Here is a 12,040-nt window from a genome sequence, read left to right as displayed (position 1 = left end):
CGAATCGCAGGGCGCAACGTAGCCGCAACGCGCACACCCGCCAGCTTGCCAGGTTCTACACTGGCGCGGTGGGCAGTATTCCGGCCGGCGACGACGTCCTGGACCCCGACGAACCAACCTATGACCTGTCTCGGGTCGCCGAACTTCTCGGCGTTCCGGTCAGCAAGGTGCATCAGCAGTTGCGCGAAGGTCACCTTGTTGCGGTGCGGCGCGAGGGGGGTGTGGTCGTGCCGCAGGTCTTTTTCACCAGCTCAGGTCAGGTGGTCAAGAGCTTGCCAGGGTTGTTGACGATCCTGCATGACGGCGGATACCACGACACCGAGATCATCCGGTGGTTGTTTACGCCGGACCCGTCGTTGACCGTCACACGCGACGGCTCACGCGACGCGGTGAGCAACGCGCGCCCCGTCGACGCGCTCCATGCTCACCAGGCTCGTGAAGTCGTCCGCCGCGCGCAGGCCATGGCCTACTAAGAAGGCTCGATCCAGGCCTCCTGAGGCTCGCTGAGCCCTACTGAGGGTCCTTGGTGCCCATATCGAGGGGCGCCGCGGGCTCGTCGGCCGGTGTCTCGCCAGGCCGGGTGCGCAGGTCGGGCGCGTGGTAGAGCGCGTACCAGGCGGCAAGTGCGCAGCTTGTGGCGATCCAGAAGTGCAGCCAGGAGTACATCCCGTGTGATCCGTCGGGCTTAAAGATCACCATGATCCAGGTCGAAATCCCGGCGATGGCCGCCATCGATCGCCGGGACTGCGCCAGCGGCGCCGCGACGGCCAGCGGCCAGGAGTAATACCAAGGCAGGGCGGCTGGTACGAACAGCACCACGATGAGCATCGACCACGCGATGCCGGTTAATGCGGCCCGGTCGTCGCGCCGGAACCGCCACCACAGCAGCGGGAGCGATACGGCGATGATCGCGATTCCGATGAGTCGGGTGACGTGCAGCAAGGTGTAGAAGTCGAGCTTGAAGAAGTTCCTGCCCAGGGCATGGATCAGGTTGGCCGCCCCGGTCGGCAGGGTCAGCCAGTTGATGATCTTGACCGAACCGGCCAGCGCAGTGAGCCACCCGAGCCCCACCCGGGCCACCGCGGACAACACGGAGAACACGGCAAGAAAAACCAGTAGCGAGGCGGCGGCGGCCACCAGGAAAGCATGAGCCGGCCGATAACCCCGGCGCTCGTGTAGGTGGCGCATCCATACCCAGAACAGGAAGGGCAGTGCCAGCCCGGCCGTCGCCTTGACCGCGACGGCGACCGTGATCAGCGCGATACCCGCAACGTGGTGGCGCTGCAGGGTTAATGCGATACCGGCGGCCATCAGGCCCACCATCAGCATCTCGTTGTGCACCCCGCCCATCAGATGAATCAGGACCAATGGGTTGAGAACACAGATCCACATTGCGGTTGGGCTGTCGGCCCCGAGATGTTGAGCCAGGCGCGGGGTCGCCCAGATCAGTAGGGCCAACCCGGGCAGCATGCACAAACGCAGCAGCATGGTTCCTGCGACAACGTTGTTGCCGACGATCATGGTGACGACCTTTGCCACCAGGATGAATGCCGGACCGTACGGTGCGGTCGTGATCGTCCAGATCGGACTTACGTCGTTGAGCAGCGAATTCGCGTTGGCAACCGGGCCGACGGCGTAGGGGTCCAGGCCGTCGCGGAGCAGTGCCCCCTGGGCGAGGTAGGAGTAGGTGTCCCGGCTGAAGATGGGCACCGAAAGCAACAGGGGCGCCAACCAGAACGCCGTGGTGGCCCGCATGGTGAACTCGCTGGCTTGGCCGGCGAGGACCCCTCGCCCCAATCGCAGCCAGGCGATCAGCATGAGACCAACGCCCAGCCACAAAACGATCGATGACAGCACCAGCCCATGACCGAAGCGCAGCCAGGACATGTGGATGGATTCCAGCAGTGGATCGTGCTGGCGGATGCTGCCCGCTCCCAGCCCGCCGACGGTGATCAGCACCGCACCCAGCAGCCCCAGCCGCGCAGGCCCGGCCTGGGGGGAGGACGCAAACTCTCGAATCCGCGAAAGGCTTTGCCTAACAGACATTTTTGTCACAGAGAGGGCTTCCGGAGTGGGTGTTGGACTGGTCATTGGTTCAGGCCGACCGGTCCGTGGCCGTCCGGGCCAGCGCGGACAAGCCGGCTTTGGCGCTGGCATTGATGGGTATGGACTCGAGTGTGGCAAGTGCGCGCCGGGTGAGCCCGGCGATCCGGTTCTCGGCGGCCGCAAGGGCCCCGACCCGCACGATCACCTCGCGCAGCTCGCCCACCTGCGAGTCGGTGAGCTCACTGCCGACCGCGGACCGCAACAAGTTGGCGGCCTTCGGGTCCGACCTGTCCGCCAGCGCGGCCGCCTCGGCGATCAACACCGTGCGCTTTCCCGACCTCAGGTCGTCGCCGGATGGCTTTCCCGTCACTGCCGGGTCGCCGAACACCCCCAGCACGTCGTCGCGCAGCTGAAACGCGACTCCGAGATCGGTTCCGAACTGGTGGAACGCCTCCTGGACATCGGGCCGGTCGGCGGCTGCGGCCGCCCCCAGCTGTAACGGCCTCGAGACCGTGTAGCAGGCGGTTTTGAAGGTCGCGACAGTCATTGCCGACGTAATGGAATCGGCCGCGCTGGCTTCGGCCACGATGTCAAGGTATTGCCCGCCCAGCACCTCGGTGCGGATATCCGACCAGACGCGCTGGACCCGCCGTTGCGCGTCGGGTGACAGGCTTGACTGGGAAACCCGCGAAATGATGTCGTCGGCCCAGGCCTGTGCCACATCGCCGATCAGGATCGCTGCCGAGATCCCGAATTGCTGTGCTGGGCCGAGCCAGTTCCGGTCCCGGTGCAGCGCCGCGAAGTGCATGTGGGCCGTTGGCCGGCCGCGCCGCGTTGACGAGGTGTCGATGACGTCGTCATGTATCAACGCCCAGGCATGTAGCAGCTCCAGCGCAGAAAACAACAACAGTAGATCCGGGTCGGGATCCTCGGTTGTCACGGCCTGCCAGCCCCGATAAGCGAAAATCGGCCTTAGCCGCTTGCCCCCGGAGAGCACGAACTCTTCCAGCCATGCCGTCAAGGCGCCGTAGTCGTCACCGATGTAGGCCGCCTGGCTGCGACGATCACGCAAGTACAGTCGCAGTTGGTCGGTGATGGCGCCGCCCAGCTCTTCGGTTGCCGATGCGTCGACGCTCAGCGCGGCGCCCCTTTCTGCTCGGCTTGTCTCTGGCCCGACAGTGTATTAGGCCACAGCGCAGGCGGCGGGTGTTGGTCTTTTAGGGTTGCGGCGCGGGTTGACCCCACAAGTTGCTTCGCCTAACTGACTAACCCACACCTATGCTGTTGGAAGTGACCTGGGTTTTGCGGCTCCGCGCGACCCGGATCCCCTGTGCGCGGTGTGGCGCCGCCTGGCAACGGGCAGAGAATAATCGTCAAAACAAAGGGGAGCTGTGTGACCCTACGCACGATCGCGCTCGAGCTGGTGCCGCCCAATGTCGATGGCGGCAAGGAACGGGCATTGGAAGATGCGCGCAAAGTGGTGCAGTACTCGGCGGACTTCGGGCTGGACGGCCGTCTGCGGCACGTGATGATCCCCGGGATGATCGCCGAAGACGACGATCGGCCGTTGCCGATGCAGCAGAAGCTCGACGTGCTCGACTTCTGGCAGATCATCAAACCCGAAATGCCGGGGATCAACGGCTTGTGTACGCAAGTAACCGCGTTTACCGACGAAGCGGCCCTGCGTCGCCGGCTGGTGGATTTGTCTGACGCCGGTATGGAGGGCGTGGTCTTTGTCGGCGTGCCGCGCACCATGAACGACGGGGAAGGCTCCGGGGTTGCACCCACCGACGCGTTGTCGATTTATCGTGACTTGCTGCCCAACCGCGGTGTGATCGTGATTCCCACCCGCGACGGCGAACAAGGCCGGCTCAATTTCAAGTGCAACCAGGGCGCCACCTACGGCATGACCCAGCTGCTGTATTCGGACGCCATCGTCAAGTTCCTCACCGAATTTGCCGACAGCACCGACCACCGGCCCGAGCTGCTGCTCTCGTTTGGCTTCATCCCGAAAGTCGAAAGCCGCGTCGGCCTGATCAACTGGCTGATCCAGGATCCCGGCAACCCTGCGGTGGCCGCGGAACAGGAGTTCGTCAAGCGCCTGGCCGCGAGCGAACCTGCTCAGAAGCGCCAGCTCATGGTCGACCTGTACAAGCGGATAATGGACGGCGTCGTCGGTCTGGGCTTCCCGCTCAGCATCCATTTCGAGGCGACCTACGGGGTGTCTCCGGCAGCTTTCCAGACCTTCGCGGAAATGCTCGCCTACTGGGCGCCCGACACACACGGCTAGCCCGTTCTGCGGCACCGGGCCCCGGCGGCGTCGAGTCGAGCGCGCTTAGCTTGGCGGCTGATCGCCGGGGGCTGTGAAGCGCGGGGAGCGGTCCCGGCTGACCCAAGCCAGCGCCGCCACCACCCCGGCGGCGGCGAACGACGCGATGGCGAGCCAGATGCCTGCAGCGGTGAAGGACCGGGTGTTGGGATCGGTGTAGCGCGCCTGAGCGTTCATGGTGCTGACCACACCCGGCTTGAGTTTCCACTGCACCACTTCGGGCTCGATGCGATCGCCGTTGGTGGACGTCACGGTGCCAGGGAACGCAACGGTCAGCTCGACCTCGGCATCGGCATCGGTCACCGACGTCAGATCGACGCGGCCCTCGAGAATCACCATGTTGCCGTTGCGGCGCAGCGACAGGTTCACTCCGGCGGCGTCGGGATTCATGTTGGCCAGCTGAGGCAGTTCGGCGAAGGTGAGATCGGAGAACACCGCCTGCGATCCCACGTAGCCGTCGCTGTCGTAGTTGGAAACCGCGACCTTCTGGCTGAACGCGACGTTGTCGCTGTCCAGCTGGGGCCCGGTGTCCTTGTTGTTCTTCGGTTTTGCCGCCGCGATGATCTCCCCGGACACCAGGTCCTCGGGCGAGATGGTGATCGACGCTCGGACCCGCAGGCACCCGGTGGCAATTGGCACCAGCATCAACAGCATTGCGATTGCCAGCAACCGCCGTCGTCGGGCGCGCAACGCTGGGGCTGCTGGGGCTGAAAGTGGGGGAGAGCTGGCACGCACCTGGTCATCGTGCCAGACCCGGTGGGTTGGTACGGCAACCTGTCCGCCGGTTCGGGTGCCGCCGGGGCCTACAGGGGAAGCGCGCGGCCCAGGATCGCGAATGCGCGCGGATCGCCGGCGAAGTAATAGCCGCGGAGGATATCGGTGAATCCCAGCCGCCGATACAGCCGCCACGCTCGATTGTCCTCGCCATTGCTTTCCGGAGTGGAGAGCAAGACGCTCTCCTCGCCGCGGCCGGCCAGAAGCCGACGGGTGAGCGCCTCTCCGATGCCCCGGCCTTGGGCGTTCGGATGGATATGCAACTCCGTTAGCTCGAAGTAGCTGCTCATCACCCGAGCGATCGCGTGCATCGGAAAACCGCGGCGCTGCAGGCCCAAAACGACCTGCTGTTGCCACCATTGACCGGGTGCTCCGGGATAGCCGTAGGCCACCCCGACCATCGGAGCGTTGGCCAGATCTGCGGCAAGCAACTCGTGGTTGGGATCGGCGCCAATGATGTCGGGGAGCTGCGTTGATGGCTGTGTTTGCGGTACGTCAACCGCGGCCACCGCCTTCCAGCCGCTGCGTCGGACGTGTTCCAGCCACATGGCAGCGCGCTGGTTTTCGGTGCCTCTGGGGTAGCGCATCGCGTCGACGTAGACCGTCAAGGCCTCCCTGAGGCGGCGCTCCATCTCGTCCGGCGGCAGATCAATGACGAAGATCGTCAACGCGGGCTGCCCTCCTCGTGGTTATTTGGTGCGATGCTTCAGCACCAGTATCTGACCACGCGCCAGTAGCTCAGCGAGCGGTTGGATGGTGATCGACCCGGAGTCGACGGGGCAATTGTGATGGGTTGCATCGCAGCGGTACTCCCACCGATTCGTGCGCATTGATGACGCCAGGATAGAATCGCCGGCGAACCAGTGGTACCGCACGGATTCAGTTCGTATCATCTGAGTTAGTTGCCCGCACAACGGGCATCCGCGTTGCTATCGGTAGTTACGTGACGGCTGTCGGCAAGGAGGGACGAATGCCACTCTCCGATCATGAGCAGCGGATGCTCGAGCAGATCGAGAGCGCTCTCTACGCCGAAGACCCCAAATTCGCCTCGAGCGTCCGTGGCGGGGGTTTCCGTGCACCGACAGCGCGCCGGCGGTTACAGGGCGCGGCGTTGTTCGTCATCGGTCTGGCGATGCTGGTCTCCGGTGTGGCGTTCAAGGCCACGATGATCGGAAGCTTCCCGATTTTGAGTGTGTTCGGCTTCGTCGTCATGTTTGGCGGCGTGGTGTTCGCCATTTCTGGCCCGCGGTTGTCGGGTCGGGTGGATCACTCCCGGCCGGCGTCTGGCACATCGCGTCAGCGCCGCGGCAAGGGGTCGGGCGGCTCGTTCACCAGTCGTATGGAGGATCGGTTCCGCCGCCGTTTCGACGAGTAGGCGAAGATCTGAACAAGACGGGGCGGCCCACGGCCGCCCCCTTTTTTTGTGCCGCGGTGCGCTGGGCTGCCCGGTGCCGGTTTACCCATTGCCGCGTGCGCACCCACGAACTGGGCAATTACGGCGGGTAGTCCGTACCGATCCCCACCTGTGACCGATCGGCGTGTCGCATATGCCCCACTTGGCCCCACTTGGTGCCAATTTTGGCCTGCATGCCTCTGAAATGCGGCTTTGCCGCTCCGTAGACCCTCTGTATGGGGGGTGGTGGCGGTAGGACTTCATCCCGAAGTGGCAGATCAGTGGAAAAACATGGGTGCGACACCCTGGCAATGGGGCGAAGTGGGGGATTGTGGGGTATGGTGGCTGAAGTGTTCGGGTGAGCCGAGTGACTCTGGCTGGAGGTGGCCTAGTGTTTCTCGGCACCTACACGCCCAAACTCGATGACAAAGGGCGGCTAACGCTGCCGGCCAAGTTTCGCGACGCGTTGGCAGGGGGGTTGATGGTCACCAAGAGCCAAGATCACAGCCTTGCTGTCTATCCCCGGTCGGAGTTCGAGCAATTGGCTCGCCGGGCCAGCAAGGCGCCGCGCAGTAATCCCGAAGCGCGAGCATTCCTGCGTAATCTCGCCGCCGGCACCGATGAACAGCATCCCGACAGTCAGGGCCGCATCACGTTGTCGGCCGACCACCGCCGCTATGCGGGCCTCACCAAGGACTGCGTGGTGATCGGAGCGGTTGACTATCTCGAAATCTGGGATGCGCAAGCCTGGCACGACTACCAGCAACTCCATGAAGAGAACTTCTCCGCGGCCAGCGATGAAGCACTCGGCGACATTTTCTGAGGTGCATGTCCGTGCACCGTGGTCTCTGCCCGAACCGACCCTGGCGTACTTCCCCAACGCCAGGTTCGTGCCTTCGGACAGGGACCTCGGTGCAGGGGCATTGCGCCTGGTAGGCGAGGATTGCCCGGCCCCAACCAGGGGAGGTGTCGCGGTGGCTGATGGCCCGACGGAACCCGGCTTGAATGACTTTCACCATGTTCCCGTCCTGGCGCAACGCTGCGTCGAGCTGCTCAGGCCCGCGCTGACTCGCCACCACGCGGACGGGTCGGAGGCGGTTTTGGTCGACGCCACAATCGGCGCGGGTGGGCACGCGGAGCGGTTCTTGACGGAGCTGCCGGGTTTGCGACTGATCGGGCTCGACCGTGATCCCAGTGCCCTCGAGATCGTCCGGACTCGATTGGCGCGCTTTGCCGACCGGGTCACGCTGGTGCACACGCGCTACGACGGTCTGGCCTCGGCGTTGACCGAACTGGGTTATGGCGCAGCGCAATCGATCGGCGGCGCGCTATTCGACCTGGGCGTCTCGTCGATGCAGCTCGACCAGGCCGAGCGAGGCTTCGCCTATGCCAAGGACGCCCCGCTGGACATGCGAATGAATCCGCAGTCAGCGCTGTCGGCGGCCGACATCATCAATACCTACGACGAGGCGGCACTGGTCGATATCGTGCACCGCTACGGCGAGGAGCGGTTCGCGCGCCGCATCGCGGCCCGCATCATCCGCAGGCGCGCCGACAAGCCGTTCACCACCACCGCGGAACTCGTTGCTCTTCTCTACGAGGCGATTCCGGCTGCGGCGCGGCGTACCGGCGGACATCCGGCCAAGCGCACTTTCCAGGCGCTGCGAATTGCGGTCAACGACGAGCTGGGCTCCTTGCGTAGTGCCGTCCCCGCCGCAATGGACGCGCTTGCCGTTGGCGGGCGGATTGTCGTCATGGCCTATCAATCTCTGGAGGACCGGATCGTCAAGCGGGTGTTCGCCGACGCGGTCGCCTCGCGCACACCGATGGACCTTCCGGTTGAACTTCCCGGCCATGGGCCGCGATTCCGCTCGTTGACCCACGGCGCCGAACGCGCGGATGCGGCCGAGGTGGAACGCAACCCGCGCAGCGCGCCCGTGCGATTGCGGGCGTTGGAACGGCTTGAGCTCGAGGCACTACCGCGACAAGGAACCGGGAAGGGCGAGTCATGAAGGCGAAGCGCGAGGCTCGGGTGCCTGGAAAACGCCAGAGCGGTGATCGTGGCGGCGGACGCGACTGTTCGGTCGCCCGTACCACCAGGCGCACACCGGCTGACGCGTCGCGCCGTGGTCGGGCCGGAAAGAAGAAAGCGCCCAACCGGGAGGCCCGGATCCCGATGTCGGGACCGCAGACCACACCCATGCCGCGGCCCGCGGAGCGCCCGGCGCGGCCGAAGAACACCGGGCAAGCCAAAGCGCGGGCCAAGGCTCGGAAAGCCAAGACACCCAAGGTCGTCCGGCCCAAGCTGACGGAGCGAATGGCGGTCCGGCTGGCCTCGATGGACCTGCGTCCCCACGCACTGCTCAGCAGGGTTCCGTTTGTGGTGTTGGTGATCGGCTCGCTCGGGGTGGGGCTGGGGCTCACCTTGTGGCTGTCCACCGACGCGGCCGAGCGTTCGTATCAGCTCAGCCATGCTCGGGAGCGGACCCGGATGCTGCAGCAGCAGAAGGAATCGCTGGAACGCGATGTACGCGAAGCGGAATCCGCGCCCGCGTTGGCCGAAGCGGCCCGCAAACAGGGCATGATCCCCACCCGGGATACCGCCCATCTGGTTCAGGCTCCGGACGGAAACTGGGTGGTAGTGGGTACCCCGAAGCCGGCTGATGGTGTACCCCCGCCACCGCTGAACAGCAAGCTGCCCGAAGAAGGTCCTCCGGCGCCCCCGAAGCCGGCCGCGTTGCCGCCCGAGGTTCCGGTGCGGGTAATGCCGGGTCCCGACGATCCGGCGTTGCTCCCCAGAACGGGACCGCAACTGTTGCCGCGCACTCCAGACGGTTCGTCGACCCTTGGCGCCGGCACCAACCACCTACCGGGCCAGCCCCCGATCGAGATACCGGGTCAGGTACCCGGGGCGCCGGGGCCGGTGCCGCTTCCCGGCCAGTTGCCTGGCGTTGCGGGTCCGGTCACCGGGCCGGGCCAGTTGCCAGGACCACCGGCCGGGGCGGTCCAAGTTCCCCCGGCTCCGGTCGTGCTGCCCGCACCAGTGCCCGCTCAGGTGCCCGCTGAGGTGCCGGTACCGGTGCCAGCGGTCACGGCGCCGCCCGTCGCGGTCGTCCCCGTGGCCCCGCAGGCCTCACTGGCTGCGCCGGTGCCGGGGACGGCCGGGCTTCCGGTGGCTCCTCAGGCGGGGGTACCGGCGCCGGTGCCAGCGCTTCCGGCTCCGGCTAGCGGTGTACAGCCCGGTCCAGCCGCTGCTGCGGCGCCAGGGGTGTCACGGTGAGCCGCGGCGAATCGCGGCAGGCTCGTCCGTCGCAGTCCTCGCGGTCACGGCGGGTCTCGGGCAAGGCGCACAGCGCCCACGAACCGCGCCAGCCCAGGTCGTCCGGTAAGACGCGGGCCGACCGCTCGCCCAAGCAGGCTCGTGAACCGAAGCGACTGCCCCAAGCCAAACAGGCCAAGAAGACCCGTCCGGCGGCGCGCACTGAGGTCGCCCCGCCCGGCAGGTCGGCACGGGAGCGGCGCACCCGTCAGGCGGTGGAAGTCGCCAGCCGCGGCGCTTCATTCGTGTTTCGGCACCGAGCCGGAAACGCGGTGATCTTGGTGCTGATGCTGGTGGCGGCGACCCAGCTGTTCGTTCTGCAGGTATCAAATGCCGAGGACCTGCGCGCGCAGGCGGCTGGTCAGCTGAAGGTCACCGACGTCGAAGCCGCGTTGCGCGGCTCCATCGTCGACCGGCACAACGATCGGCTCGCCTTCACCATCGAGGCACGTGCGCTGACATTCCAGCCGAAGCGGATTCGCAAGCAGCTGGAGGAGGCCAAGCTGAAGTCTCCGGCCGCGCCCGACCCCCAGCAGCGGCTGAAGGACATCGCGAAGGACGTTGCGGGCAAGCTGAACAACAAGCCCGATGCACCCACCCTGCTCAAGAAGCTGCAGAGCAACGAGTCGTTCGTGTATTTGGCACGCGCCGTCGATCCGGTTATCGCCAGCGCGATCACCGACAAGTATCCCGAAGTCGGTTCGGAGCGCCAGGATCTGCGCCAATACCCGGGTGGATCGTTGGCGGCCAATATCGTCGGCGGCATCGACTGGGACGGCCATGGTCTGCTCGGCCTGGAGGACTCGCTTGACGCGGTGCTGGCCGGCACCGACGGGTCGGTGACCTACGACCGGGGATCGGACGGCGTCGTCATCCCCGGCAGCTATCGCAACCGGCACAAAGCGGTGCACGGGTCCACCGTCCAGCTGACCCTGGACAACGACATCCAGTTCTACGTGCAGCAACAGGTGCAGCAGGCGAAGAACTTGTCCGGAGCCCGCAACGCCTCGGCGGTGGTCCTGGACGCCCAGACCGGCGAAGTCCTTGCCATGGCCAACGACAACACCTTCGACCCGTCTCAAGACATCGGCCGCCAGGGCGACCGCCAACTCGGCAATCTGGTGGTGTCATCGCCTTTTGAGCCGGGTTCGGTAAACAAGATCATCGCGGCGGCCTCGGTCATCGAGTACGGGCTGAGCACCCCCGACGAAGTGCTACAGGTGCCCGGCACGATCCAAATGGGCGGCGTTACCGTGCACGACGCCTGGGGTCACGGTGTCATGCCCTACACCACGACCGGGGTGTTCGGGAAGTCTTCGAACGTGGGCACCTTGATGCTCGCGCAGCGGGTCGGCCCGGAACGTTTTTACGACATGGTCGGCAAGTTCGGTCTGGGCCAGCGCACCGGTGTCGGATTGCCCGGCGAAAGCGCCGGCCTGGTGCCGCCGCTCGACCAGTGGTCGGGCAGCACGTTCGCGAACCTGCCGATCGGCCAAGGGCTTTCGATGACACTGCTGCAAATGGCCGGCATGTACCAGGCGATTGCCAACGACGGGGTGCGGATACCGCCGCGGATCATCAAGGCGACCATCGCCGCCGACGGAACGCGTACCGAAGAGCCACGGCCCGAGGGCATCAGGGTGGTGTCGGCGCAGACCGCTCAAACCGTGCGCGAGATGCTGCGCGCGGTCGTCCAGCGCGACCCGATGGGCTATCAGCAGGGCACCGGAACCGCCGCCGCGGTGCCGGGCTACCAGATGGCGGGCAAGACCGGAACCGCGCAGCAGATCAACCCGGCATGTGGCTGCTATTTCGACAACGTGTACTGGATCACCTTCGCGGGACTGGCCACCGTCGACAATCCTCGCTACGTCATCGGCCTGATGCTGGACAACCCGGAACGCAACTCCGATGGAACCGCCGGTCACTCGTCGGCGCCGCTGTTCCACAACATCGCTGCGTGGCTGATGCAGCGCGAGAATGTGCCGCTGTCCGCGGACCCGGGGCCGCCCCTGCTGCTGCAGGCCACCTAGGAACCTGCTGCCGAGACCCACCACTGAACCAGCGCAACGCCTAGGTGCGCCGGCTCGTGTCGCGACCGCTAGGGAGAATGCTGGCCGCCATGCCTCACTGGAATCAGTCAAATATCTGAAACTGCGGTTTACATTTGGCATTGAAT

11 protein-coding genes are annotated in these 12,040 nt (G+C 65.7%); 7 read left to right on the top strand and 4 right to left on the bottom strand.

Annotated elements, in window-relative coordinates; genetic code table 11:
- The first annotated feature begins 68 nt into the window (after positions 1 to 68).
- Positions 69 to 473 carry an Rv2175c family DNA-binding protein gene (locus G6N41_RS20650; protein WP_011741279.1) on the top strand — a complete coding sequence of 135 codons (405 nt, stop codon included), beginning with the start codon at positions 69 to 71 and terminating at the stop codon, positions 471 to 473.
- A 37-nt stretch (positions 474 to 510) separates the two neighbouring features.
- Here G6N41_RS20650 and G6N41_RS20645 read toward each other — a convergent pair whose 3' ends face one another.
- The gene (locus G6N41_RS20645; RefSeq protein WP_198965524.1) at positions 511 to 2,091 is read right to left on the bottom strand and encodes an alpha-(1->6)-mannopyranosyltransferase A; all 1,581 of its coding nucleotides are present in this window, start codon (positions 2,089 to 2,091) and stop codon (positions 511 to 513) included.
- A 4-nt stretch (positions 2,092 to 2,095) separates the two neighbouring features.
- Positions 2,096 to 3,154: a bifunctional (2E,6E)-farnesyl/geranyl diphosphate synthase gene (gene idsA2 / locus G6N41_RS20640; RefSeq protein WP_198967950.1), complete on the bottom strand. Its 1,059-nt coding sequence runs from the start codon at positions 3,152 to 3,154 to the stop codon at positions 2,096 to 2,098.
- A 285-nt stretch (positions 3,155 to 3,439) separates the two neighbouring features.
- On the opposite strand from idsA2, the gene G6N41_RS20635 reads away from it, so the two are divergent.
- Positions 3,440 to 4,336: a mycobacterial-type methylenetetrahydrofolate reductase gene (locus tag G6N41_RS20635; RefSeq protein WP_198967949.1), complete on the top strand. Its 897-nt coding sequence runs from the start codon at positions 3,440 to 3,442 to the stop codon at positions 4,334 to 4,336.
- Positions 4,337 to 4,381: 45 nt separating this feature from the next.
- On the opposite strand, the gene lppM is transcribed toward G6N41_RS20635, so the two are convergent.
- Both lppM and G6N41_RS20625 read right to left on the bottom strand, forming a co-directional pair.
- Positions 4,382 to 5,029, bottom strand: coding sequence for a lipoprotein LppM (gene lppM, locus G6N41_RS20630; RefSeq protein ID WP_198965523.1), 648 nt, complete (start codon positions 5,027 to 5,029; stop codon positions 4,382 to 4,384).
- A 149-nt stretch (positions 5,030 to 5,178) separates the two neighbouring features.
- Entirely contained in the window at positions 5,179 to 5,817 is a 639-nt protein-coding gene (locus tag G6N41_RS20625; protein WP_198965522.1) for a GNAT family N-acetyltransferase, read from the bottom strand.
- Between the two features lie 302 nt (positions 5,818 to 6,119).
- On the opposite strand from G6N41_RS20625, the gene G6N41_RS20620 reads away from it, so the two are divergent.
- From G6N41_RS20620 to G6N41_RS20600, 5 genes are all read left to right on the top strand, one after another.
- Positions 6,120 to 6,524 carry a DUF3040 domain-containing protein gene (locus G6N41_RS20620; protein ID WP_011741273.1) on the top strand — a complete coding sequence of 135 codons (405 nt, stop codon included), beginning with the start codon at positions 6,120 to 6,122 and terminating at the stop codon, positions 6,522 to 6,524.
- Positions 6,525 to 6,933: 409 nt separating this feature from the next.
- On the top strand, positions 6,934 to 7,365 hold the full coding sequence (gene mraZ / locus G6N41_RS20615; protein WP_020729392.1) for a division/cell wall cluster transcriptional repressor MraZ: 432 nt from the start codon (positions 6,934 to 6,936) through the stop codon (positions 7,363 to 7,365).
- A 1-nt stretch (position 7,366) separates the two neighbouring features.
- Entirely contained in the window at positions 7,367 to 8,554 is a 1,188-nt protein-coding gene (gene rsmH / locus G6N41_RS20610) for a 16S rRNA (cytosine(1402)-N(4))-methyltransferase RsmH (protein WP_198967948.1), read from the top strand.
- Complete coding sequence (locus tag G6N41_RS20605) at positions 8,551 to 9,822, top strand: hypothetical protein (protein ID WP_198965521.1); 1,272 nt, start codon at positions 8,551 to 8,553, stop codon at positions 9,820 to 9,822. The genes rsmH and G6N41_RS20605 overlap by 4 nt, the downstream gene beginning before the upstream one ends.
- Positions 9,819 to 11,894, top strand: a complete 2,076-nt coding sequence (locus tag G6N41_RS20600; RefSeq protein ID WP_020729389.1) for a peptidoglycan D,D-transpeptidase FtsI family protein — start codon at positions 9,819 to 9,821, stop codon at positions 11,892 to 11,894. The genes G6N41_RS20605 and G6N41_RS20600 overlap by 4 nt, the downstream gene beginning before the upstream one ends.
- Positions 11,895 to 12,040: the final 146 nt, after the last annotated feature.

The sequence above is a fragment of the Mycobacterium shottsii genome (assembly GCF_010728525.1).
Classification (GTDB): Bacteria; Actinomycetota; Actinomycetes; order Mycobacteriales; family Mycobacteriaceae; genus Mycobacterium; species Mycobacterium marinum.
This window is presented reverse-complemented; position numbering and strand designations above follow the sequence as displayed.